This is a genomic window from Pelagibius sp. (genome assembly GCF_028289705.1).
Taxonomy (GTDB): Bacteria; Pseudomonadota; Alphaproteobacteria; order Kiloniellales; family Kiloniellaceae; genus Pelagibius.
Genome location: NZ_JANQOI010000189.1, coordinates 1 through 23,281 on the forward strand (window position 1 = coordinate 1; position 23,281 = coordinate 23,281).

General features: G+C 66.8%; 27 protein-coding genes and 1 pseudogene. 13 read left to right on the top strand and 15 right to left on the bottom strand.

The features are described from left to right. The 4 genes and pseudogenes from Q0996_RS24645 to Q0996_RS24660 form a co-directional block, all read left to right on the top strand. A pseudogene (locus Q0996_RS24645) lies at nucleotides 1-226 on the top strand (GMP synthase (glutamine-hydrolyzing)); the annotation flags it as partial. Nucleotides 227-292: 66 nt separating this feature from the next. Further along, nucleotides 293-607 carry a helix-turn-helix transcriptional regulator gene (locus Q0996_RS24650; RefSeq protein WP_299626592.1) on the top strand — a complete coding sequence of 105 codons (315 nt, stop codon included), beginning with the start codon at nucleotides 293-295 and terminating at the stop codon, nucleotides 605-607. Beyond that, on the top strand, nucleotides 604-963 hold the full coding sequence (locus Q0996_RS24655) for an SRPBCC domain-containing protein (protein WP_299626595.1): 360 nt from the start codon (nucleotides 604-606) through the stop codon (nucleotides 961-963). The genes Q0996_RS24650 and Q0996_RS24655 overlap by 4 nt, the downstream gene beginning before the upstream one ends. A 44-nt stretch (nucleotides 964-1,007) precedes the next feature. Continuing rightward, nucleotides 1,008-1,631 (top strand): ATP-dependent Clp protease proteolytic subunit, encoded by a 624-nt coding sequence (locus tag Q0996_RS24660; protein WP_299626598.1) that lies wholly within the window; start codon nucleotides 1,008-1,010, stop codon nucleotides 1,629-1,631. Between the two features lie 27 nt (nucleotides 1,632-1,658). Here Q0996_RS24660 and Q0996_RS24665 read toward each other — a convergent pair whose 3' ends face one another. From Q0996_RS24665 to Q0996_RS24675, 3 genes are all read right to left on the bottom strand, one after another. Then, nucleotides 1,659-2,024: a PilZ domain-containing protein gene (locus Q0996_RS24665; RefSeq protein ID WP_299626601.1), complete on the bottom strand. Its 366-nt coding sequence runs from the start codon at nucleotides 2,022-2,024 to the stop codon at nucleotides 1,659-1,661. 347 nt (nucleotides 2,025-2,371) lie between these two features. Beyond that, nucleotides 2,372-2,701, bottom strand: a complete 330-nt coding sequence (locus tag Q0996_RS24670) for a DUF2794 domain-containing protein (protein WP_299626604.1) — start codon at nucleotides 2,699-2,701, stop codon at nucleotides 2,372-2,374. Nucleotides 2,702-2,906: 205 nt separating this feature from the next. After that, nucleotides 2,907-3,275, bottom strand: a complete 369-nt coding sequence (locus tag Q0996_RS24675) for a hypothetical protein (protein ID WP_299626607.1) — start codon at nucleotides 3,273-3,275, stop codon at nucleotides 2,907-2,909. Between the two features lie 257 nt (nucleotides 3,276-3,532). On the opposite strand from Q0996_RS24675, the gene Q0996_RS24680 reads away from it, so the two are divergent. The 5 genes from Q0996_RS24680 (at nucleotide 3,533) to Q0996_RS24700 (ending at nucleotide 8,439) form a co-directional block, all read left to right on the top strand. Then, entirely contained in the window at nucleotides 3,533-4,084 is a 552-nt protein-coding gene (locus Q0996_RS24680) for a thioredoxin family protein (protein WP_299626610.1), read from the top strand. Nucleotides 4,085-4,224: 140 nt separating this feature from the next. Then, nucleotides 4,225-4,869 (top strand): tetratricopeptide repeat protein, encoded by a 645-nt coding sequence (locus tag Q0996_RS24685; RefSeq protein WP_299626613.1) that lies wholly within the window; start codon nucleotides 4,225-4,227, stop codon nucleotides 4,867-4,869. 7 nt (nucleotides 4,870-4,876) lie between these two features. Further along, on the top strand, nucleotides 4,877-6,208 hold the full coding sequence (locus Q0996_RS24690) for a PQQ-binding-like beta-propeller repeat protein (protein WP_299626616.1): 1,332 nt from the start codon (nucleotides 4,877-4,879) through the stop codon (nucleotides 6,206-6,208). Nucleotides 6,209-6,280: 72 nt separating this feature from the next. After that, nucleotides 6,281-7,633, top strand: a complete 1,353-nt coding sequence (der, locus tag Q0996_RS24695) for a ribosome biogenesis GTPase Der (RefSeq protein ID WP_299626618.1) — start codon at nucleotides 6,281-6,283, stop codon at nucleotides 7,631-7,633. Nucleotides 7,634-7,665: 32 nt separating this feature from the next. Beyond that, a complete protein-coding gene (locus tag Q0996_RS24700) occupies nucleotides 7,666-8,439 on the top strand; it encodes an alpha/beta fold hydrolase (RefSeq protein WP_299626621.1) in 774 nt (257 codons plus the stop codon). A 181-nt stretch (nucleotides 8,440-8,620) separates the two neighbouring features. On the opposite strand, the gene Q0996_RS24705 is transcribed toward Q0996_RS24700, so the two are convergent. The 12 genes from Q0996_RS24705 to rpsF form a co-directional block, all read right to left on the bottom strand. Further along, nucleotides 8,621-9,340, bottom strand: a complete 720-nt coding sequence (locus Q0996_RS24705; RefSeq protein WP_299626624.1) for an SDR family NAD(P)-dependent oxidoreductase — start codon at nucleotides 9,338-9,340, stop codon at nucleotides 8,621-8,623. After that, nucleotides 9,340-9,834, bottom strand: coding sequence for a DUF2937 family protein (locus tag Q0996_RS24710; protein ID WP_299626627.1), 495 nt, complete (start codon nucleotides 9,832-9,834; stop codon nucleotides 9,340-9,342). Before Q0996_RS24710 ends, Q0996_RS24705 begins: the two co-directional genes overlap by 1 nt. A gap of 22 nt (nucleotides 9,835-9,856) precedes the next feature. Further along, on the bottom strand, nucleotides 9,857-11,344 hold the full coding sequence (purF, locus tag Q0996_RS24715) for an amidophosphoribosyltransferase (protein ID WP_299626630.1): 1,488 nt from the start codon (nucleotides 11,342-11,344) through the stop codon (nucleotides 9,857-9,859). Then, nucleotides 11,344-12,048, bottom strand: coding sequence for a CvpA family protein (locus Q0996_RS24720; RefSeq protein ID WP_299626633.1), 705 nt, complete (start codon nucleotides 12,046-12,048; stop codon nucleotides 11,344-11,346). Before Q0996_RS24720 ends, purF begins: the two co-directional genes overlap by 1 nt. Before the next feature lie 46 nt (nucleotides 12,049-12,094). Then, nucleotides 12,095-13,525, bottom strand: a complete 1,431-nt coding sequence (gene radA, locus Q0996_RS24725) for a DNA repair protein RadA (RefSeq protein WP_299626636.1) — start codon at nucleotides 13,523-13,525, stop codon at nucleotides 12,095-12,097. A 61-nt stretch (nucleotides 13,526-13,586) separates the two neighbouring features. Then, nucleotides 13,587-14,354, bottom strand: coding sequence for an ABC transporter ATP-binding protein (locus Q0996_RS24730; protein WP_299626639.1), 768 nt, complete (start codon nucleotides 14,352-14,354; stop codon nucleotides 13,587-13,589). A 20-nt stretch (nucleotides 14,355-14,374) separates the two neighbouring features. Then, nucleotides 14,375-15,148, bottom strand: a complete 774-nt coding sequence (locus Q0996_RS24735; RefSeq protein WP_299626642.1) for an ABC transporter permease — start codon at nucleotides 15,146-15,148, stop codon at nucleotides 14,375-14,377. Nucleotides 15,149-15,154: 6 nt separating this feature from the next. Beyond that, nucleotides 15,155-16,315: an alanine racemase gene (alr, locus tag Q0996_RS24740; RefSeq protein ID WP_299626645.1), complete on the bottom strand. Its 1,161-nt coding sequence runs from the start codon at nucleotides 16,313-16,315 to the stop codon at nucleotides 15,155-15,157. Next, nucleotides 16,290-17,810, bottom strand: coding sequence for a replicative DNA helicase (locus tag Q0996_RS24745; RefSeq protein WP_299626648.1), 1,521 nt, complete (start codon nucleotides 17,808-17,810; stop codon nucleotides 16,290-16,292). Before Q0996_RS24745 ends, alr begins: the two co-directional genes overlap by 26 nt. 189 nt (nucleotides 17,811-17,999) lie before the next feature. Then, a complete protein-coding gene (rplI, locus tag Q0996_RS24750; RefSeq protein WP_299626651.1) occupies nucleotides 18,000-18,647 on the bottom strand; it encodes a 50S ribosomal protein L9 in 648 nt (215 codons plus the stop codon). Nucleotides 18,648-18,669: 22 nt separating this feature from the next. After that, nucleotides 18,670-18,927 carry a 30S ribosomal protein S18 gene (gene rpsR, locus Q0996_RS24755; RefSeq protein WP_299626654.1) on the bottom strand — a complete coding sequence of 86 codons (258 nt, stop codon included), beginning with the start codon at nucleotides 18,925-18,927 and terminating at the stop codon, nucleotides 18,670-18,672. Further along, the gene (gene rpsF, locus Q0996_RS24760; RefSeq protein ID WP_299626657.1) at nucleotides 18,924-19,418 is read right to left on the bottom strand and encodes a 30S ribosomal protein S6; all 495 of its coding nucleotides are present in this window, start codon (nucleotides 19,416-19,418) and stop codon (nucleotides 18,924-18,926) included. The genes rpsR and rpsF overlap by 4 nt, the downstream gene beginning before the upstream one ends. A gap of 333 nt (nucleotides 19,419-19,751) precedes the next feature. On the opposite strand from rpsF, the gene fabD reads away from it, so the two are divergent. The 4 genes from fabD (at nucleotide 19,752) to fabF (ending at nucleotide 23,277) form a co-directional block, all read left to right on the top strand. After that, entirely contained in the window at nucleotides 19,752-20,693 is a 942-nt protein-coding gene (fabD, locus tag Q0996_RS24765) for an ACP S-malonyltransferase (protein WP_299626660.1), read from the top strand. 104 nt (nucleotides 20,694-20,797) lie between these two features. Beyond that, nucleotides 20,798-21,535, top strand: coding sequence for a 3-oxoacyl-[acyl-carrier-protein] reductase (fabG, locus tag Q0996_RS24770; protein WP_299626663.1), 738 nt, complete (start codon nucleotides 20,798-20,800; stop codon nucleotides 21,533-21,535). A 161-nt stretch (nucleotides 21,536-21,696) separates the two neighbouring features. Further along, nucleotides 21,697-21,933: an acyl carrier protein gene (locus tag Q0996_RS24775; RefSeq protein WP_299393023.1), complete on the top strand. Its 237-nt coding sequence runs from the start codon at nucleotides 21,697-21,699 to the stop codon at nucleotides 21,931-21,933. A gap of 78 nt (nucleotides 21,934-22,011) precedes the next feature. Next, the gene (gene fabF / locus Q0996_RS24780) at nucleotides 22,012-23,277 is read left to right on the top strand and encodes a beta-ketoacyl-ACP synthase II (protein WP_299626666.1); all 1,266 of its coding nucleotides are present in this window, start codon (nucleotides 22,012-22,014) and stop codon (nucleotides 23,275-23,277) included. The last annotated feature ends 4 nt before the right edge of the window (nucleotides 23,278-23,281 follow it).

The following is a 23,281-nucleotide window of genomic DNA, read 5'->3' on the forward strand; positions in this document are numbered from 1 at the left end:
GCTGCCGGTGAAGACCGTCGGCGTGATGGGCGACGCCCGCTCCTACGACTACGTCTGCGCCCTGCGCGCCGTCACCTCCACCGACGGCATGACCGCGGAGAGCTATCCCTTCGACCACGAGTTCCTGGCGGCCACCGCCACGCGCATCATCAACGAGGTGCGTGGCATCAACCGCGTGGTCTACGACGTAACGTCCAAGCCGCCGGGGACGATTGAGTGGGAGTGATCTGAACGCTTCGGCGGGCAGCGTTCACCACTTGCCAATCACATAAGTCTGTGCTTATCTCTTGGCATGGTCGAGAGCGACGTCTTCAAGGCCCTGGCCGATCCGACCCGGCGTTCGATCTTCGAGAAGCTGGCGGGGGGCGGCATGAACGCCAGCGCTCTGCGCGAGGGCATGACGATCAGCCAGCCGGCCATGTCCCAGCACCTCTCCGTGCTGCGCAACGCCGGGCTGGTGCGGGAGGAGCGGCAGGGGCGTTTCGTCAACTACGAGGTCGATCCGGAAGGCCTGGCGCTCATCGCCCGTTGGCTCGCCAGGTATCGCGCCTACTGGCCGGCGCGGATCGAGGCTCTGAAGGTTTTGCTGAAGGACATGGACCCATGACCGAACGGGAGAGCAAAGAGGAGGCGGCGGATCTGGTGCTCGAATACGAGCTCGAGGCGCCGCCCGAGAAGGTCTGGCGGGCGATCAGCGTGCCCGCGTTGCGCGACAGGTGGCTCCCCGACGGCGACTTGGCGCAGGTGGAGCCGGTGTCGAGCGAACCCGGCGCGGAAGTGCGCTACAGACTGAGGGACGAAGAGCCGCCCTTCCTGGAAAGCCTGGTGACGTTCCAGGTGAGGCCCAATGGAGGCGGCGGCACCATCCTGAGGATCGTTCACGGGCTGGTGGACGAATGCCTTCAACCGCGGCCTCCCACGGCCGCGAACAGCAACCGGTCCTGCCTCATGCGCGCGGCCTGACGCCCGAGTCAGCAACGGAAAGTTCAGAAGACAGGAGTTCGCCGATGCGCGAAGCGATGCAACTCGTCCCCATGGTCGTCGAACAGTCAAGCCGCGGAGAGCGGTCTTTCGACATCTATTCGCGGCTGCTGCGCGAGCGGATCGTCTTCCTCAATGGCGAGGTCAACGACGCGGCTTCGGCCTTGGTCTGCGCGCAGTTGCTCTTCCTGGAGGCCGAGGACCCGAAGAGGCCGATCCACTTCTATATCAACTCGCCCGGCGGCGTCGTGACCAGCGGCCTCGCCATCTACGACACCATGCAGTACATCAAGGCGCCGGTGCACACGCTCTGCATGGGAACGGCCCGCTCCATGGGCTCGTTTCTGCTGATGGCGGGGGAGGCGGGTGAGCGGGCGGCGCTGCCCAATGCCAGCCTGCATGTCCATCAGCCGCTGGGTGGGTTCCAGGGGCAGGCCTCGGACGTCTTCATCCATGCGGAGGAGATGCAGCAGACCAAGCGCCGCATCATCCGCCTCTATGCCCGGCATTGCGGGCGGTCCTATGAGGAGGTCGAGCGCACCCTCGATCGGGACAATTTCATGTCCGCGGAAGAAGCGCTGGACTGGGGGCTGATCGACCGCATTCTTGAGGAGCGAGCGCCGACAGAAGACGCACCCCCGGCGGCATAGTACCGCCGCCGGCGTAACGGCGGCCGGTCAGGCGTGGCCGACCTGCAGGCAGCGTTGCGGCAGCAGGGCGGCCATGATGGTGGCCACCTTCTCCGGGTCCTCATGGAAACAGACGCCGAGGGTTTCGCCGCGGCGCCATACAACCTGGCCGCCGAAGTGGACCGAGCCGGCCAGCACCAGGGTGACCTTGCTGCCCACCGGCAGGTCGCCGTTGGTCCAGACCTTCACGCCGTTGAGGGAGGCATCCAGCACCGTCCCTTCCAGCGCGCCGGCATCGGTGAGCAGACGGGCCTTCAGCACCGTCGCGGCGCGGATGAAGCGGCGGCGGTCCTTGCCGTTGTCCGCACCTTCTGCGGAGGGTCTGCTCAGCGGCGCGTCGGGGTCTTGCGGCATCGCTCTCATCCTCGCCTGGCCCGCGCGGGAAAGGGCAGCTTGGCCGCCGCGCCCGGGCCCTGATGGAAAGTGAGCCAGCGGCAGTTGGGGGAACCCGCCGCTGGCTCGATCGAGACAGATACTCTTCCTAAAGCCGATTGGGGAAAGCTCAGGAATTCTCTCATGGTCTCACGAAGAGATTTCGCAGGGCTTAAGCAACGAGGTTAAGAGGGCCTCTATAATCGCATTACGCGAAAATAATAATAAGATTGTTTGCAAATCAACAGGTTGCCGGACGCTGTGAGCAGTCAACGCGAAGCGTAGGCTCAGCGGTTTCTCCTGTACCTGAAGCCCCTTACCGCGGACATCTAGGAAACGACTTTAAGTTTCCGATTAAAGACCTTGAGGGCGTCTCTCAAGCTCTTGGCCCGCGTCAGTTTTTCGCGTCCCGAGAAGACCACGAATTCAGGGTGGCGGGTGCTGCCTTGCTTGGCGATGGAGAACAGCGGCGCATCGTGGGTGTGGCGGAACACGGAAAAGATCGCCGCGCCGCCGACCTGGTCGATGGCATAGTCCCGCCAGTCGCCGCTGGCCACATGGCGGCTGTACAGGGAAAGCAATTGATTGAGTTCGGTTCGATTGAAAAATACGCGCCTGGGCGCCTTGCGGTGCTCGCTGAGGCGGTAGAGTTGGCTCATGAACGCAGTCAGTCTCCCAGGCGTCTCATTCTTTTCATATTAGCAGTCTTCCCGAATTTTGCAGCGCCGTCCAGCGGGCAAGTTTGTGCAGCGCACAACGCCTGGCTCGGGGCCGGACGCGGAGGATCGGGCCGAAGATCGGGTCTTGATTTCAGGGAACCGGGCGGGGCCGCGCGGGCGGCGGTCTGCTCTTGGATTCTGGTTGCTATTGCACCCTGGCCTGGCTGCTGGCCATGTCGTCGGGCTCGCGATAGCAACTGATCCCGCCGAGCGTCCGGTAGCAGTAGGTCTGGGCCCGCTGGGCGGCGGCCTCGGCCTCGGCGGCCCGGCGCTGCTCCTCTGTTTCGAAGGGCTGGCAGTAGGTCTCGTCGTTGGCGGTATGGAGCAGCGAGCAGTCGCTGTCGAAGGCCCAGGTGGCCATATGGTCGCTCATGGTCTTGTCCGTGTGGACGAAGCTCACCAGGCTGGCCCCGGCCAGCATCGCCTGGGAAGCGGGATCGCAGGCGCCCAGGCCCAGCGCGAAGGCCGGGGCGAGAAGGCGGCTCAGAAGACGAAAGGAAAGCGGTGATCTCATACCTTGAGCTCCGGTTGCGGCCTGGCCGCTTGTGGCGTTCTACCGCACTGCCCCATGTCGCTACCTGGGACACAGGGCAGAGCGCGGGCACCCGTGGCCAGATGCCACAAATCCCGATTGAATCCTATGGATCCCAGTGTCCCGCGGGATCCTGAAGAAAATGTTAACGTGCGTGCGATCGAGAAAGCTGGCAGAACGGCGGGCCAAGCCGTTGAAACCAGGCCGTTGAATCAAGAGTGACTTATGGAGGACTAGCCATGGCAGCGGTGCCGCCGATCTGTGAATTCGGCTGGAAGGCCGTCGATTTCTCCCTGCAAGGCATCGACGGAAAGACCTACGGCCTGCGGGAGATTGCAGGCCCCAAGGGCACGGTGATCGTATTCATGTGCAATCACTGCCCCTATGTCCGGTCCATTGCCGGCCGCCTGGGCGATGAAGCCCGCGCCCTGCGCGAACTGGGCATCGGCTTTGCCGGGATCAACGCCAACGATTCCAGCGCCTATCCCGAGGACTCCTTCGAGAATATGAAGGACTTCGCCCGGGAGCACGGCCTCGACTTCCCCTATCTGATTGATCCGACGCAACAAACGGCTGAGGCCTATGGTGCGGTCTGTACCCCCGATTTCTACGGGTTCAACACCGATCTGGAGCTGCAGTACCGCGGGCGCCTGGACGAATCCAAGACCACCCTGGTTCCCAATGCCCGGCGCGAGCTCTTCGAGGCCATGAGCGCGGTGGCCGAGACGGGCCATGGGCCGCAGGACCAGATCGCGTCCATGGGCTGCAGCATCAAGTGGAAAGCGGCCTGACAGCCAAGACCGGATGGTGGGGCCCACCACTGGAGGGTTGATGCCCGCCGTCCGGGGCTTTATCAACGATGCGCCGCACCTGGGGGCCGCACCTGGGGACTATGGCGCGAGGGAAGGGGTCGAGCGGCAAGGAGCGATAAGTGGCCGACATCTTTAAAGAAGTCGAAGAAGATCTTCGCCGCGACAAAGCAGCGGACTGGTGGAAGAAATACAGTCTGTTCATCTACACGGCCGCCGCCGTCGTGGTCCTGGCAACCGCCGGCTACCAGGGCTGGCGCGCCTACGATGAGAAATTGCGCGGCGAGCAGTCGGACAGCTTTGTCGCCGCCCTTGCCATGATTGACGACGGCAACGAGGCCGGCGGCCGCAACGCCCTGCAGGCGCTGAGCGACCCCTCGGGGACCGGCTATCCGCTGCTGGCGGCCCTGGTTGAGGCGCGGCTGGCGGCGGACTCGGGGGACCCCGCGGCGGCCGAGGACATCTGGGGCCAGCTTGCCGCCAACGGCTCGACGCCGCAGGCCATCTCGGCGCTCGGCGAAATCCTGGCGGTCATGCGGGACATGGACCAGGGCGACACGCTGGCTCTGAGAAGCCGTCTGGAGCCTCAGACGGCGGCGGATGCGCCCTATCGCTTCACCGCGCTGGAGCTGCTGGCGGCCCTCGCTCTGAGGGAAGGGGACAGCGAGACCGCGCGCGAGCACCTGACCGAAATCACCGACGATCCGCTGGCGCCTCACGGTCTTCGCTCGCGCGCCGCCGAGCTGCTTGCCACGCTGTCGGGATGACCGTTTGATGCGCCCCCTTGTATCCCGCGCGGCTGTCGCGCTCGCCCTTCTGCTCGCGCTCGGCGCCTGTGGCTTCGACGACTTCTTCGGCGAGGAGGAGGGCCCGCCGCTGCCCGGACAGCGCATCGCCATCCTCGCCTTCGAGCGGGGCTTGCGGCCCGACCCCTCCATCGCTGACCTCGCGGTGCGGCTGCCCGAGCCCTACGTGAACACCGACTGGGCGCAGCCCGGCGGTTCGGCTGCCCATGCCATGTACCATCTCTCGCTGAGCGCCAACCCGCGGCGGGTGTGGAGCGCCGACGTCGGCGAGGGCTCGGGCTCGGTGGCCCAGATCCTGGCGCAGCCGCTGGTGGTCGGCGATCTGGTCTACGCCATGGATGCGCGCTCCCTGGTCTCCGCCTTTTCCACCAGCGGCGGCCGACGGGTCTGGCGTGTCGACCTGGAAGACGACGACGAGGACGATGGCTTCTTCGGCGGCGGCATCGCCTACGACAACGGCAAGGTCTTCGTGGCCACCGGTTTTGCCAAGGTCTTCGCGCTCAATGCAAGCAGCGGCGATGTGATCTGGGAGCACAAGGCGCCGGCGCCGATGCGCAGCGCGCCGGTGATCAGCGACGGCCGCGTTTTCGTCGTGACTTTCGACAACCAGTTGATCGTCCTCGACGCGGAAAGCGGCGAGCGGCTGTGGAACCACGTCGGCGTGCAGGAGACCGCCGGCCTGCTGGGTTCGGCCAGTCCGGCTGTGGCCGGCAACACGGTTGTGGTGCCCTACACCTCCGGCGAAGTGCTGGGCATGTTGACCGACAGCGGGCGGGTGCTCTGGTCCGAGAACCTCAGTGCCATCCGGCGCATCGACCCCCTGGCCGACATCGCCCAGATCCGCGGCCTGCCGGTGATCGACCGCGGGCTGGTGCTGGCGGTGAGCCATGCCGGGCGGATGCTGGCCATCGACCTGCGTCAGGGCGTGCGGGCCTGGCAGGCCGAACTCGGCGGCGTCGAGATGCCCTGGCCGGCCGGTGACTTTGTCTATGTTCTGACCAAGGATTCCCAGCTTGTCTGTCTGCGCCGCCGTGACGGCAGGATCCGCTGGGTGCAGCCCCTGCCGCGTTTCGTCGACCCCGATGACCCCGACGAGCCGATCCGCTGGACCGGGCCGGTGCTGGCGGGCGACCGCCTGGTGGTTGCCGGCTCCCACGGGGAGGTGCTGTCGATCTCGCCCTACGACGGCAAGCCGCTGGGCTTCTTCGACCTGGGCGACGGCGTGGCCGTACCGCCGGTGGTGGCGAACAACGGACTCTATCTGCTGACCCACGGCGGACAGCTCGTCGCGCTGCGCTGACCGGTCCACTCTCCCGATGCGCCGGGTTGTCCTGGGCTTGCGGGAGGCGGGGCGAAGCCCTATGCCAAGGCCATGAGCATCACCGTCGCCATCCTGGGCCGCCCCAACGTCGGCAAATCCACCCTGTTCAACCGCCTTGTCGGCAAGAAGCTGGCCCTGGTGGACGACACGCCGGGCGTCACCCGCGACCGCCGGGAAGGGGAGGGCAACCTCTTCGGCCTCAGCTTCCGGGTGATCGATACCGCCGGGCTGGAGGAGCGCTTCGACGGCAGCCTGGAGGGGCGCATGCGCGCCCAGACCGAGCGCGCCTTGGCGGAGGCGGACCTGGCCCTGCTGGTGATCGACGCGCGCAGCGGCCTCACCCCCCTGGACGAGCATTTCGCCAACTGGCTACGCCGCAGCGACCGGCCGGTGGCCCTGGTGGCCAACAAGTGCGAGGGGCGGGAGGCGGAGGCCGGCCTGATGGACGCCTACGCCCTCGGCCTCGGCGAGCCCGTCCCGATCTCCGCCGAGCATGGTCTCGGCATGAGCGATCTCTTCGACGCCATCCACGCCGCCGTGCCGGAGGACGAAGCGGAAGACCCGGAGGACGATACGGAGGATGAGGCCGGCGGGCCGCTGCAACTCGCCATCGTCGGCCGGCCCAACGTCGGCAAGTCGACCCTGGTGAACAAGCTTCTGGGCGAGGATCGCCTGCTGACCGGCCCGGAGGCGGGGATCACCCGGGATTCCATTGCCATCGACTGGTCCTACGAAGGGCGCCCCCTGCGCCTGGTGGACACCGCGGGCCTGCGCCGCCGGGCCCGGGTCACGGAGAAGATCGAGAAGCTCTCCAGCGCCGACAGTCTGCGGGCGGTCCGCTTCGCCCAGGTGGTGGTCCTGCTGCTGGACGCCGAGGAGGGCCTGGAGAAGCAGGACCTCACCATCGCCCGCATGGTGGTGGACGAGGGCCGGGCCCTGGTCATCGGGGTCAACAAGTGGGACAGCGTGGGCGACCGGGACGCGGCGCTCGCCGGCATCCGCCAGCGGCTCGAACGCTCCCTGCCCCAGGTGCGCGGGATTCCCCTGGTGCCGCTCTCCGCCCGCCAGGGCCAGCACCTCGACCGGTTGATGGCGGCGGTCTTCGCAGCCTACGAGGTCTGGAACCGGCGCATCGCCACGGCCGACCTGAACCGCTGGCTGGAGGCGGTGACCGCGGCCCATCCGCCGCCGGCCAGCGCCGGGCGGCGCCTGCGCCTCAAGTACATGACCCAGGCCAAGACCCGGCCCCCGACCTTCGCCGTTTTCTGCTCCAAGCCGCAGGACCTGCCGACCTCCTACCTGCGCTATCTGGAAAACGGCCTGCGCGAGGCCTTCGACCTGCCGGGCACGCCGATCCGCATCAACATGCGCAAAGGCGAGAATCCCTACGCCAAAAAGAAGTAAGCTGGCCGCCGGAGGTTTGTTCGAGGGGCAGAATGGCGACGGTCGAGACGGAAGGTGCGCGGCTCTACTACGAGGTCCACGGGGCGGGACCGGCGGTGGTCTTCGCCCATGGCCGCGGCGGCAACTGCGCGAGCTGGTGGCAACAGGTGCCGGCCTTCGCCGAGCGCTACAGGATCGTCGTCTTCGATCACCGCGGCTTCGGGCGCTCACGCTGCGATGGCGCGCACTTCACTTGCGACCACTTCCCCCGGGACATCCTGGCGATCCTCGATGCCGAGGGGATCGAGACGGCGGCCCTGGTCTGCCAGTCCATGGGCGGCTGGGGCGGGCTGAAGGCGGCGGTCAGCCATCCCGAGCGGGTGAGCGCCCTGGTCCTCTCCAACACCCCGGGCGGGCTCGACACGCCGCTGGCCAACGCCGCCATCGCGCATCTGGCCTCAGGCGCCATCCCGCCGGGCTCCGCCCAGCTCGGCGCCAGCTTCAGGACGGCCAACCCGGAAGCGGCCTATCTCTGCGCCCAGATCTCCGGCCTCAACACGAACTTCCCGAAATCCTTCCTGCGCCTGACCCGCGCCGGCTTCGTCGGCCAGGACGAACTGCAAGGCTATGCCGTACCGACGCTGGCGATCACCGCCCCCGAGGACCTCTTGTTCCCGCCGCCGGTCATGGAAGAAGTGGCGTGCACGATCCCCGGCGCTCGGCTTGTCGAGTTGCCGGGTGCGGGTCATTCGCCGTACTTCGAGACGCCGGGGGCTTTCAATGCGGCTGTGCTTGGGTTCCTGGATGAAGTGGTGGACTCCGCGTAACGCAACCACAGTCGCCCCCTCACCCAGCTTCGCCTAAGCTCGATCTTTCGATCTCGCCAAGGCTTCGCAACCCTCTCCCACGCTGGGGAGAGGGTTTCTTGTTATCCCTCTCCCCGGCGTGGGAGAGGGAGGGGCCCGCGTGAGCGGGAGCAACCGTCTTTATGTCTGGGCTTCTGGTTGTTTACCGCGCTTGCACAACTTCACCGTTGCGCCGGCAGGCGGGGCTGGCCAGCTCGAGGAAGAGGTCGCAGATCTCTTCGGGGGTGCGCAGGCTCATGGGGTCTTCGCCGGGGAAGGCGGCGGCGCGCATGCCGGTGCGGATGGGGCCCGGGGAGAGCAGGTTGGCGCGCACCGTGGTCTTGGTGATCTCGGCGGCGTAGCTGCGCACCAGCGCTTCCAGGGCGGCCTTGGAGATGGCGTAAGGGCCCCAGTAGGCCATGCGGCCGCTGGCGGCGCCCGACGTCACGAAGACCGCGCGGCCCGCGTCGGAAAGGCGCAGCAGCGGATCGAGACTGCGGATCAGCCGGTAGTTGGCGGTGACGTTGATGTCCATCACCTCCTGCCAGGCCTCCGGCGGGATATGGCCGACGGGGGTGAGCGGCCCGAGAATCCCGGCGTTGCCCACCAGGATGTCCAATTTCCCGAAGCGCTCGTTCAGGGAGGCACCGAGGCGGTCCAAGCCGTCGAAGTCCCGCAGGTCGTGGGGGACGAGGACCGGCTGCAGGCCGCCGGCGGCGCGGATCTCGTCGTCGAGTTCCTCGAGGCCGCCCACCGTGCGGGCGATCAGGACGAGCTGCGATCCTTCCGCCGCGAAGCGCTTGGCGACCGCCGCGCCGATGCCCCGGGAGGCCCCGGTGACCACGGCGATGCGTCCGGCCAGTTTTCCCGTTCCCTCCGCCATCAGGCCTCCGCCTTTCGGGTTCGTTTGCGCCGCAGGACCCGGCGCGAGCCGCTGCAGAGGAACAGCCCGGCAATGGCGCCGACGCCGGCATAGATCAGGCCTTCGACCGACAGAGGCATGGCCGGCGCGAAGTCGCCCAGGGTGGCGCTCACCAGTCCGCCGTCGAAGTGCTCGATGAAGGTGAAGGGACGTTGCAGGGTACCGGCAGCGCTCAACGCCTGATAGGCCGCTTCCATATCCGCCAGTTCGAAGAAGCTCTCGCGCATGCGCGCGCCCTCCAGGCTGTGGGGATCGCTGGCGATGAAGCTTTCGATGTAGTCGGGCACGCTCATGCTCTTGGCGGCAGCGTCTTCCTTGATCTCCTCGACCCGCACCCGGGCCTGGTCGATGCGCCCGCCAAGTCGCTGGAGGTAGTGGGCGAAGTACTCCGGGAACTGGGAGAAGCCGGCGCCGCCGGCGGCGGCGAAGAGGCTGTAAAACAGGCGCGCGAACATCTAGAGCAACGGAAACCGACGGTCAGGCACGCTCTGCCAGAAGGGAGAGTTGGGCCGGCGCCTCGCTGTGCTCGAAGTCGGTCAGGCGGATCGGGTACTCGCCGGTGAAGCAGGCATCGCAGTACTTGGGCGCGTCTGCGTCACGCCCGCTTTCGCCCATGGCCCGGTAGAGGCCGTCGATGGTAATGAAGGCCAGGCTGTCGACGCCGATGTGCCCGGCCATGGCCGCGACGTCCATGGAGGAGGCGAGCAGTTCCTGTTTTTCCGGCGTGTCGATGCCGTAGAAGCAGGAATGAGCCGTCGGCGGCGCGGCGATGCGCATATGCACCTCCTGCGCTCCGGCGGCGCGCACCATCTCGACGATCTTGATGGAGGTGGTCCCCCGGACGATGGAATCGTCCACCAGGATGACCCGCTTGCCCTCGATGGAGTTGCGGTTGGCGTTGTGCTTCAGGCGGACGCCGAGGTTGCGGATCTGCTGGGCGGGCTCGATGAAGGTCCGTCCGACATAGTGGTTGCGGATGATCCCCAACTCGAAGGGGATCTGCGACTGCTCGGCGTAGCCGATGGCCGCCGGCACGCCGGAATCCGGGACCGGGATCACCACCTCGGCGGCGACGGCGCTTTCCTGCGCCAGCTCCGCGCCGATGCGCTTGCGCGCCTCGTAGATGCTGGTCCCCTCCATGAGGGAATCGGGCCGCGCGAAGTAGATGTACTCGAAGATGCAGGGGCGGCGCGGGGCAGGCGGGAAGGGCCGCAGGGAGTGCACGCCGGACTCGTCGAGCACTATCATCTCCCCGGCCTCCACGTCGCGGACGAACTCGGCGCCGATGATGTCCAGGGCGCAGGTTTCCGAGGCCACCACGTTGGCGGTCCCCAGGCGGCCGAGGACCAGGGGCCGCACCCCCATGGGGTCGCGCACGGCGATCAGGCAATTCTCGGTCATGGCCACCAGGGAGTAGGCACCCTCGATCTGGCGCAGGGCGCTGGTCATGCGGTCGATCAGGCTGGCGGCCTCCGAGGTGGCGATCAGGTGGATGATGACCTCGGTGTCCATGGTCGACTGGAAGATGGCGCCTTTCTCCACCAGCACGCGGCGCAGTTCGCGGGCATTGGTGAGGTTGCCGTTGTGGGCCAGGGTGAAGCCGCCGCAGGAGAGGTCTGCGAACAGCGGCTGCACGTTGCGCAGCGCGGTCTCGCCGGTCGTGGAATAGCGGTTGTGGCCGATGGCGGCGTGGCCAGCGAGGCGGGCGATCACTTCGCTGGAGGAGAAGATGTCGCCGACATGGCCGAGGTCGCGGTGGGCGTTGAAGTGGGCGCCGTCGAAGGCGACGATGCCTGCGGCTTCCTGGCCGCGGTGCTGCAGGGCATGCAGGCCGAGGGCGGTGTGGGCCGCCGCGTCCTCGTGGCCGTAGATGCCGAAGACCCCGCATTCTTCATGGAACTTGTCGTCGTCGAGGTCTTGGTCAAGGCCTGAGCCTTGGGCAGGAAGCAGAGGATTGGTGGTCATCACTGCTTGTTCCCTCCTGATGCCGGCTCGTCCGCGATCAGCCCTTCGATGGCCTTTTCGATCTCGCCGCGCATGTCCTGGTTATACTCCGGCTGCTCGCTGGGCGCATCGCCTTTCCGGAGCGGGCTCACCAACTGCCGATAGGTCTGTTCCTGGCGGCGCAGTTCCTCGGCCCTGCGCCGGGCGTCTTCCGCCGCTTCGTCGCCCTTCTCCAGCAGGTCTTCGGGCACCAGGGCGAGCAGCAGGTCCGCCCCCCGTTCGACGAGCGGGCGACTCCGCGCCTCCATGACCCAGTCGAAACGCTCTTCCTCGGGCATCAGGAAGCTCAGCAGCATCCATGCGAGCACGACGATCACGGCACCCCGGGCGAATCCGAAAAGCAGGCCCAGGGAGCGATCCAGGGCACCGAGGCTGCTCTGCTGAACACGGTTGGAGAGCAGGCGGGTGACCACGGAGAAAAGGACCAGCGAGACCAGGAAGATCACCACGCCGGTTACCAGGCTGGCGAAGAACTCCGTCGGAATGTACTGCTCCACCAGCGGCCGGGCATGGGGAAAGGAATAGAGCGTCACGAAGGCAGCGGCGATCCAGGACCCGATGGCCAGGACCTCGTGCACGAAGCCGCGCACAAAGGCGAAGATCCCTGAGACGATCAGCACGATGATGACGATCAGATCCGCCAGATTGATCGGCAGGCTGTCCATTGCGATACCGTCTAATCCTTTGCCCTGCTAATCCAATGCCCGGGGCCTAGCCGGCTGTCGGCTGCACGCGAAGGGCGCGCCGTTTCGGCCCCTCAAGACGGGCGACCAGATCCTGCAAATGCGAAATCTCCTCGATGGTCAGTCCATCGCCGCCGGACTTCGGCCTGCCGGCTCCGCGGCTGCCCCGCGGGGCGACCCAGGCCCGCGTAAACCCCAGCTTCTGCGCTTCCTTCAACCGCAGCTCCACCTGGCTGACCGGGCGAATCTCGCCCGACAAACCGATCTCGCCGAAGATCACGGTCTCTTCCGGCACTTCCTGGCCCGTTGCCGCCGAAACCAGCGCCGCGGCAACCGCCAGATCCGCCGCCGGCTCGCCGATTCTCAGGCCTCCAGCAACGTTCAAATATACCTCTTGCCCGGCCAATGCCAGCCCGCATCGGGCCTCCAGCACCGCCAGCACCATGGCCAGTCGGCCGGAATCCCAGCCGACAACGGCGCGGCGCGGCGTCGCCAGGGGAGAAGTGGACACCAGAGCCTGGATTTCAACCAGCAGCGGGCGCGTGCCCTCGAGCCCGGCGAAGACCGCCGCCCCGGCGATGTTGCCCCGCCGCTCCGCCAGGAACAGGGCGGAGGGGTTGGCCACCTCCTCCAGGCCGGCATCGGTCATCTCGAAGACGCCGATCTCGTCGGTGGGGCCGAAGCGGTTCTTGGCGGCCCGCAGGATGCGGAAGTGGTGGCCCCGGTCGCCTTCGAAGGTCAGCACCGTGTCGACCATGTGTTCCAGCACCTTGGGCCCGGCGATCTGTCCTTCCTTGGTGACATGGCCCACCAGCAGCAGGCTGAAGCCGCGCTTCTTGGCTAGGCGAATCAGCTCCTGGGTCGCGGCGCGGACCTGGGAGACGGTGCCGGGCGCCGACTCCAGGCTGTCGATGTAGAGGGTCTGGACCGAATCGACGATCACCACCTGCATCGCCTCCGGCCCGTCCAGGGCGGCGAGGATGTCGCGCACGGAGGTGGCCGCGGCCAGTTGCACCGGCGCCTGGGAGAGGCCCATGCGGCGGGCACGCAGGCGGACCTGATCGATGGATTCCTCGCCGGAGATATAGGCGCAGCGGGCCAGCGGCGCCGCACCGCTGCCGGTCAGCCGCGCCGCCACCTGCAGCAGCAGGGTCGATTTGCCGATGCCCGGGTCGCCGGCCACCAGCACGGCGGAGCCGGGAACCAGCCCGCCGCCGGTGACTCGGTCGAACTCCGCCAGGCCGCAGGTCAGCCGCGGCTGCGGTTCGCTCTCGCTGTGCAGGTCCACGAAGGCGAGCTTCCGCGACGCGCGGCCACTGGCGGAGAGGCCGCCGGGGGTCTTCTCGACGACCTCCTCTGTCATGGAATTCCAGGCGCCGCAGCCCTCGCAGCGTCCGGCCCACTTGGCGGCAACGGCCCCGCAGCTCTGGCAGACGTATCGTGACTGTGCCTTTGCCATGGTTACGGTGCTCTCCGGTCGTCCGGCGGGCGGCGGCGCGGCGCGATCTCAATGGGCAACACTAGAGCGCGCGCACCTGCATCTGGATCGGTCCTTCGGCGCGGCCGTTGATGAACTGATCGACGTAGGGATTGCCCGAGTCGTCGATGGAGGCGGTCGGCCCCACCCAGATGATCTGCCCGTGATAGAGCATGGCGGCGCGGTCCGAGATTCGCCGGGCACTGGCCATGTCATGGGTGATCGAAAGCGCCGTTGCCCCCAACTGCTTCACGCATTTGACGATCAGCCGGTCGATGACGTCGCCCATGATGGGGTCGAGGCCGGTGGTCGGCTCGTCGAAGAAAATGATTTCCGGCTCGGTGGCGATGGCGCGGGCGAGGCCGACGCGCTTGCGCATGCCGCCGGAGAGTTCGGCGGGCATGAGGTTGCCGACGTCCTCGTTCAGGCCGACGGCGGCCAGCTTCTCCAAGGCGATGACACGGGCCTCCTCCCGGGGCATGTGTTGTCCCTGGATCAGGCCGAAGGCGACATTCTCCCAGACGGTCAGGGAGTCGAAGAGGGCGGCGTTCTGAAACAGCATGCCGAACTTGCGCCGCACCCGGTCGAGGTCTTCGCCGGCCAGGCCGATCACCTCTTCCCCGTCCACCTGGATCGATCCGGCATCGGGATGCAGCAGCCCCAGAATGCACTTCAGCAGCACCGACTTGCCGCTGCCGGAGCCGCCGATCACCAGGAAGGACTCACCGGGAAAGACGTCCAGATCGATGCCGTCGAGGACCACCTTGTCGCCGAAGACCTTGGTGAGGCCGCGGATCCTGATCTTGGGCATCTGGCCGTTGCTGGCTGCGGTCATCGGGCGAAGAACAGTTCGGTGATGAAGTAATTGAAGCAGAGGATCAGGATGGAGGCGGTGACCACGGCGTTGGTGGTGGCCGCGCCCACGCCCTGGGCACCGCCGCGCGAGTTGTATCCGTGGTAGCAGCCCATCAGGGTGACCAGAAATCCGAAGACCGCGGCCTTGACCAGCCCCGAGACCACGTCCTGTATCTCCATGAAGTCGAGGGTGTTGGTCAGATAGGTGGTCGGGTTGAAGCCGAGCTTCTGGGTGGCGACGACGTAGCCGCCGAAGACGCCGATGATGTCGGCGATCAGCACCAGGATCGGCAGCATGGTGAAGCCGGCGATGAGCCGTGGCGCGATCAGGTACTTGAAGGGATTGGTGGCCAAGGTGTCGAGAGCGTCGATCTGCTCGGTCACACGCATGGTGCCGATCTCGGCGGCCATGGCCGCGCCGACCCGGCCCGCCACCATCAGGCCGGCCAGCACCGGCCCCAGCTCACGCGTGATGGAGACGACGACGACGTTTGGAATCGCGCTCTCGGCGGAGAAACGCTCGAAACCGGTGTAGCTTTGCAGCGCCAGCACCATGCCGGTGAAGATCGCCGTGAGGCCGACGACCGGCAGCGAGTAATAGCCGATCTCCACCATCTGCCGCCAGATCAGCCGCGGATAAAACGGCGGCCTGAGGCAGTGCGATATGGAGAAGATGGTAAAGAGGGAGACCCGGCCGGTGGCTTCGAGAAAGAACAGGAAGGTCCGGCCGATCGGCTGCAGAATCGGCATCTACATCTAGCCCGAATAGATCCGATGGTAGCGGCGGCCGAGAGCCGTCAGGATCTCATAACCGATGGTTCCCGCTTCCTGCGCCAGTTCATCGACGCCGTGCCCCGGCCCGAGCAGGTCCACCATCCGCCCCGCACAGGCGACGTCCGGCGCGATCTCAGTGACATCCAGCGCTAACAAATCCATGGAGACCCGGCCCACCACAGGAACTTCTTGACCGTCGACCCAGGCCCGCCCCCGACCGGAGATCGAGCGCAGGTACCCGTCGGCATAGCCCGCGGCGACAGTCGCGATTCGGGCCGGCCCAGCGGCGCGGTAAGTCGCACCATAGCCAACGCTCTGGGGAGCGTCAATCGCCCGAACCTGCAGGATTCTGGCCCTTAGGCGGACCACCGGAAGCACCGGGCTGGCTGCTTCCGGCGTCGGGTTTACGCCATAAACCGCGGCCCCCGGACGGGCCAGATCGAAGTGGTAATCGCGGCCGAGGAAAATGCCGGAGGAGTTGCAAAAGGAGGCCGGTGCCATGGGCAGCATCTCCCGCGCCGCCCGAAAAGCGGCAAGCTGTTCGGCGTTCTGCGGGTGGTCGGGTTCGTCGGCGCAGGCCAGATGGCTCATGACCAAGGTGGGCACGATCCCTTCCAGGCGTTCCGGCGCCGCGTGAAGCGCCGTCACCTCAGCCTGCGGCAGGCCGAGGCGGTTCATGCCGCTGTCGAGCTGGATGGCGGCGGCGAGGGCCCGGCCCCGGCGGGCCGCTTCCTCCCGCCAGGCATCGATCTCCCCCAGCGAGTTCAACACCGGCAGGATGTTGTTCTCCACGAAGTCGGCTTCGGTGCCCGGCATCAGGCCATTGAGCACGTAGAGGCTGACCGCCGGGTGGCAGCGGTCGAGGAGCGGGCGCAGCGCCAGGGCCTCGTCCAACTGCGCGACGAAGACGCTGCGCGCGCCTTGCTTGACCAGGACAGGCGCGATCTGCTCCGCGCCCAGGCCATAGCCGTCCGCCTTGACGACGGCGGCCAGCGGTTTCTCGAGAAAGGCGCTGCGCAGGCGCCGGTAGTTCTCGGCGACGGCCTGGAGGTCGATGACCAGGGCGCCGGAAGCACGCGCCGGAACCTGCCCCTCCGCTGCCGGGCCCGCGCCCTCGTCAGTATTGTTCGGGGAGGTGGTCATCGGCGATCAGGTCGCTGAAGCGCGTGGTGTCGCCGTCGAACGAGAACTCGCGCGAGCCGATCGGCCCATGGCGCTGCTTGGCCACGATGACCTCGGCCTTGCCATAGGCGCGTTCACAGCGCTCCTTCCAGCGTTCGAGGCGCTCGTGGAACTTGTTGTCGTCCTCGCCGTCGCGCTGGGTCGGCTCGGCGCGCTCGGCATAATACTGTTCGCGGTAGATGAACATCACCACGTCGGCGTCCTGCTCGATGGAGCCGGACTCGCGCAGGTCGGCAAGTTGCGGGCGCTTGTCCTCGCGCTGCTCGACGGCGCGGGAGAGCTGCGAGAGGGCGATCACCGGGACATCCAGGTCCTTGGCCAGGGCTTTCAGGCCGCGGGTGATCTCCGAGACCTCCTGCACCCGGTTTTCGGTGCGCTTGTTGGCCGGCGGCTGCATGAGCTGCAGGTAGTCGACCACGATCAGCGACAGGCCCTGTTGGCGCTTCAGGCGGCGGGCGCGGGTGCGCACCTGGCCGACGGAAAGCGCCGGCGTGTCGTCGACGAAGAGCGGCAGCTCATAGAGCTCCTTGGTGGCGGCGAAGACTTGGTCAAACTCATCGTCGCTGATGTCGCCGCGGCGCATCGCGTCCGAGCGCACGCCGGTGCGTTCGGAGAGAATGCGGGTGGAGAGCTGTTCGGCCGACATCTCCAGCGAGAAGAAGGCGACCGGCTGTCGCTGTTCGACCGGATCTCCCTCTGCATCCTTTTCGATGCGCGGCGCGCTGGCCACGTTATAGGCGATGTTGGTGGCCAGCGAGGTCTTGCCCATGGAGGGGCGCGCGGCCAGGATCACAAGGTCGGAGCGGTGGAAGCCGCCGAGCAGTCTGTCGAGATCCTGCAGCCCCGAAGAGACTCCCGAAAGACCGTCGCGGTTCATCGCCGCTTCGGTCATATGCAGGGATTCCAGCACCGCCGTTTTGAACGGCGCGAGGCCGCCTTCGGTCTGGCCGACCTCGGCGAGCCTGTAGAGGCGGTCCTCCGCCACTTCGATCTGCTGCGTCGCCTCCGCGTCCAGGTCGTGCTCGAAGGCTTCGTTGACCATGTCTTCGCCGAGGGTGATCAATTCGCGGCGCAGGTAGAGGTCATGGATGGTCTTGCCGTAGTCGGCGGCGTTGATGATGGTGACGTAGCTCGCCTGCAATTGCGCCAGATACTGCGCGCCGCCGACCTCCGCCAGTGCGCTTTCCTGCTCGAAGAGGTTCTTCAACTGAATGGCGTTGGCGATCTGGCCACGTTCGATCAGCTTGCCGCAGGCCTCGAAGATGCGCGCATGGACACCGTCGGCAAAGTGTTCCGGGCGCAGGAAGTCCGAGACTTTCTCGTAGGCGGCGTTGTTGGCGAGAATCGCCCCCAGCAGCGCCTGCTCCGCCTCGTCATTGGACGGCGGCAAACGCAACTGCTCGCCGGTGGCGAGCGGGTCGTGGAGCGGGGCGAGATTGGGGCGAGTCGATTCCATGGCCGTCTAGAATATCAAATGGACATCGCAGTCCAACCCGCGGCCCGGAAAGTGGTTAGGGGGATTGGGCGAAAGACGGGGATAACGAACCTCCGGGTCGCGCGGGTGCCCGAAAAAAAGAAGCGGCCCCGCAGGGGGGCCGCAGAAATCGTCTGTACTGCCGTACTGCCGTAGCAACGCGACGGCCGCTTAGGCGTCCTTCGGCTGCTCGTCGGACTCTTGAGGGGCCTCGGCGTCGCCGGAGGCGCCTTCGGCAGCTTCGTCCGTGGTGGTCTCTTCCTGGTCCACCGCCTCGACGACGGCTTCGATCTCCGCCTCGGCGGCCTCTTCGGCCTGGCGCAGATCCTCGGCGGTGACGACTCGTCCGCTCTCAATCTGGGTCTGGGCCTCTTCTTCCGAGCGGGCGACGTTGGCGGTGATGGTGACCGCGACCTCCGGGTGCAACTGCACGCGCACCGGATGCAGGCCGAGGGTCTTGATCACCGCGGTCAGGGCGACCTGTCGGCGTTCGATGGTGACGCCAGCCTCGGTCACGGCGTCCGCAAGGTCTCTGCTGTTGACCGAGCCGTAGAGCTGCCCGCCCTCGCCGGCCTGGCGCACCAGGGTCACGGTCATGCCGTCCAGCTTCTCGCCCACCTTCTGCGCCTCGTCGCGGCGCTGCAGGTTGTCGGCCTCGAGTTGCGCCCGCTCCTGCTCGAAGCGGGCGAGGTTGTCCTTGGTTGCCCGCAGCGCCTTCTTCTGCGGCAAGAGGAAGTTCCGCGCATAGCCCGGCTTGACCGACACAACATCGCCCATCTGCCCGAGCTTTTCGATGCGCTCCATCAGGATCACGTCCATGGTCTGACTCCTGGCTTGGCCGCTACTTCAAGACGTAAGGCAGAAGCGCCAGATAGCGGGCGCGCTTGATCGCCCGCGCCAGCTCGCGCTGCTTCTTGGTCGACACCGCGGTGATCCGGCTGGGCACGATCTTGCCGCGCTCGGAAACGAAGCGCTGCAGCAGGCGGGTGTCCTTGTAGTCGATCTTCTGCGCCTTGGGGCCCGAGAAGGGGCAGCTCTTGCGGCGGCGGAAGAAGGGGCGGCGCGCGGTGCCGCCGCTGTTGACGATGCGAACGGTCATTCTGCTGCTCCTTCGCTGGTGGCCGCCTGCTGGGCCGGCTTCTCGGCAGGTTTCTCGGCGGGTTTCCTGTCACCCGAACCGCGATCGTGATCGCCGCGCGGGGAGTAGGGACGGCCGCCACCCCGGCGGTCGCCACGGTCGCCGCGTCCGCCGCGGTCGTCGCGGCTGCTGCGCTGCTGCATGACGATGGAGGGACCCTCTTCCAGCGCGTCGACGCGCACCGTCAGATAGCGGATCACGTCGTCGCTGAGACGCAGATTGCGCTCGAGCTCGTGCAGGGCCGGCGCCGGAGCGTCGAGCCTGAGCAGCACGTAGTGCCCCTTGCGGTTCTTCTTGATCCGGTAGGCCAGGGTTCTGAGGCCCCAGTACTCGGATCCGGCCACTTTGCCACCGTTGTCTTCGAGGATTTTGGTGTAGTCGGCGACCAGGCTCTCAACCTGGGCCGAAGACACGTCTTGGCGTGCGATGAGCACGCATTCGTAGAAAGCCATTTGTGACTCCTTCTGGCTCTTCACGGGCCGGCGCTGATCCGTTCAGCCGCCCGGCCCTAGCCGATCCCCCTCTGGGCACCGGCAAGGAGTGCCCGCGCCCCAATAAGGACGCGAAGCGGCGGGACTATACACATTCCCGGCAGCGGTGCAAGCCGCAAGCCGCCGGGGCAGGGCGGCGTCCCCGATGCGGTCCCCTGGAGGATCGCGGGTCTCCCCGGGGCCCGGATTCCGCGGCTCCCTGGCCCGAACCCGCTTGACAGGCCGCATGGCGGCGCTATCTCTGGGCGCCACCTCAAGCGATCCATTTCAGTTCTCAGAGCGGAGTCACCTTACATGAGCCTGGCGTTCGTCTTTCCGGGGCAGGGATCTCAGGCCGTCGGCATGGGCCAGGCGCTGGCCGAGGCCTTTCCCGTCGCGCGGCATATCCTACAGGAGGTCGACGATGCCCTGGAGCAGCATCTCTCCCGGCTGATGTTCGAGGGCCCGGAAGAAGAGCTGCGCCTGACCGCCAACGCCCAGCCGGCGCTGATGGCCGCAAGCCTGGCGGCCCTGCGGGTGTTCGAGCAGGAGGGCGGCCGGCCGCTGGCCGAACGGGCGGCCTTTGTCGCCGGTCACTCCCTGGGAGAATATTCCGCCCTGGCCGCCGCCGGCGCCCTGGAACTGGCCGATACCGCCCGCCTGCTGCGCCGCCGCGGCGAGGCCATGCAGGAAGCGGTGCCGGTGGGCGAGGGCGCCATGGCGGCGCTGCTCGGGCTCGAACTGGACGCCGCCGAGGAGATCGCCCAGGAGGCCGCCGAAGATCAGGTCTGTGCCGCCGCCAACGACAACGCCCCGGGCCAGGTAGTTCTCAGCGGGCATCGGGAGGCCATCGACCGGGCCATCGAGCTGGCCAAGGGGCGCGGAGCCAAGCGGGCCATCCAGCTTCCGGTCAGCGCGCCCTTCCATTGCTCTTTGATGGCTCCGGCCGCCGATGTCATGGCGGACGCGCTCGCGACCGTCGGCATCAAGATGCCTGCGGTGCCGCTGGTCGCCAACGTGACGGCTTCACGGCTGAGCGATCCCGACGAGATCCGCCGCAAGCTGGTGGAACAGGTGACCGGCAAGGTGCGGTGGCGCGAGTCGGTGGTCTACATGGCCTCTCAGGGCGTGGAAACGACAGTCGAGCTTGGCGCCGGCAAGGTGCTCACGGGGCTCAGCAAGCGCATCGACCGCAGCCTCGGCGCGGTCGCCGCCGGAACCCCGGAGGAACTGGAGACGCTGCTGCAGCAGCTCTGACCGGGCGCCGCGGCAGCGGGGCTGATAAAGAGACCGCGCGCGGTGGGACCTGTTACAGTTCGGACCTTTCGCATTTGAAGCCCAATGGCCGCGGAGAAGCCTAAATGTTTGATTTGAGCGGAAAGACAGCCCTGGTGACCGGCGCGTCCGGCGGCATCGGCGGCGCCATCGCCGCACGCCTGCATGCGCAGGGAGCGACCCTGGTGCTCAGCGGAACCCGGGAGGAGGCGCTGCAGGCGCGCGCTGCCGAGCTGGGCGAGCGCGCCCATGTCATGACCTGCAATCTCGCCAATGAGGGCGAGGCGAGTGCCCTGGTCGGGCGCGTGGAGCAGGAACTGGGGCAACTCGACATCCTGGTCAACAACGCCGGCCTGACCCGCGACGGCCTGGCCATGCGCATGAAGAACGAGGACTGGCGGGAGGTCATCGAGGTGAACCTGACCGCTGCCTTCCGCCTCTCCCGTGCCGCCCTCAAGGGCATGATGAAACGGCGCTGGGGGCGCATCGTCGGCATCAGTTCGATCGTCGGGGTCACCGGGAATCCGGGGCAGGCCAACTATGTAGCCTCCAAGGCCGGATTGATCGGCATGTCCAAGGCCCTGGCGCAGGAAGTCGCGACCCGCGGCATCACCGTGAACTGCGTTGCGCCGGGGATGATCGAAACCGCCATGACCGATGCCCTGAACGAGCAGCAGCGCGCCCGCCTGTTGGCGGTGATCCCCATGCAACGTCTTGGAAAAGTAGACGAAATCTCCTCCGCCGTGGTCTTCCTGGCAAGCGATGAAGCCGCTTATGTGACGGGCCAGACCTTGCATGTAAACGGTGGAATGGCCATGATATGAGGGCACCCGGGGGAGGCTCCTCAATCAAGCGCCCGCAGGGCGTTGGCAAATCTTTGAGAACTGTGATATGAGGCGGCGCCTTGCGCAGCAGCAAGGTCGCAAACCACTGTGACGGTACCCGCTTCACGCCACGAAGCGCAAGAATCTGAGGATCGAATAAAATGAGCAACGACATCGCCGATCGCGTCAAAAAGATCGTCGTCGAGCATCTGGGCGTCGACGATGGAAAGGTTACCGATACCGCCAGCTTCATCGACGATCTGGGGGCGGACAGCCTGGATACCGTCGAGCTGGTCATGGCCTTTGAGGAAGAGTTCGGCTGTGAGATCCCCGACGACGCGGCCGAGAAGATCGTGACCGTCAAGGACGCCATCGATTTCATCCAGGAACATTCCTGAGCGGGTGATTCACGCGACAGCAGCGACGAGATGCAGGCTGTCGCCTGAGCGGTTCACCGTGCGAGGGCCTCGATAGGTATGAGACGGGTTGTCGTTACAGGACTGGGTTTGGTTACGCCGCTTGGCAGCGGCGTTGAGCACGTCTGGAAACGCCTGACCAACGCGGAATCGGGCATCCGCGGCATCCAAAACTTCGACGTGTCGGATTTGCCGTCCAAGATTGCCGGCCAGGTGCCTCTGGGGGAGACCTCGGAGGGCCATTTCAATGCCGACGACTATCTGGCGGCGCGCGATCAGCGCAAGCTCGACCGCTTCATCATCTTCGGCGTGGCGGCGGCGCAGCAAGCGATCGAAGATGCCGGCTGGATGCCGGAGGATGACGAGAACCGCTGGCGCACCGGCGTTATGATCGGCTCCGGCATCGGTGGGCTGGAGACCATCTATGACGGATCGATCACGGTTCACGAACGCGGACCGCGGCGGCTGTCGCCCTTCTTCATTCCGGCGGCTCTGATCAACCTGATCTCGGGACAGGTTTCGATCCGCTATGGCTTCAAGGGGCCGAACCACTCGGTGGTGACGGCCTGCTCGACCGGCGCTCATGCAATCGGCGATGCGGCCCGGCTCATCATGCTGGACGATGCCGACGTGATGATCGCCGGCGGTGCCGAGGCTGCCGTCTGCCGGCTTGGGATCGCCGGCTTTTCGGCGTCCCGCGCCCTCTCGACGAACTTCAACGACACGCCCGAGCGCGGCTCGCGCCCCTGGGACGAAGACCGGGACGGCTTCGTCATGGGTGAGGGCGCCGGCGTCCTGGTTCTGGAAGAACTGGAGCACGCCAAGGCGCGCGGCGCGACCATCTATGCCGAGGTCGTCGGCTACGGCCTGTCCGGCGATGCCCATCACATCACCGCGCCGCCGGAGGACGGAAACGGCGGCTACCGGGCCATGCAGGCAGCACTGCGCCGCGCCGGTCTCGACCCCAGCGACATTGATTACATCAATGCCCACGGCACCTCGACGCCGCTGGGCGACGAGATCGAGGTGGGCGCAGTGCAGCGGCTCTTCGGTGATGCCGCCAAGGCCCTCACGATGTCCTCGACGAAATCGGCCATCGGCCATCTGCTGGGCGCGGCGGGGGCCGTGGAATCGATCTTCTCGATCCTCGCCATCCGCGACAACGTGGCACCGCCGACCCTCAACCTCGACACTCCCTCGCCGGCCTGTGAAGGCATCGATTTGACCCCGCACCAGGCCAAGGAACGGCCGATCCGCCGGGCGCTTTCCAACTCCTTCGGCTTCGGCGGCACGAACGCCAGCCTGATCCTGGCCGAACTCCAATAGCGAG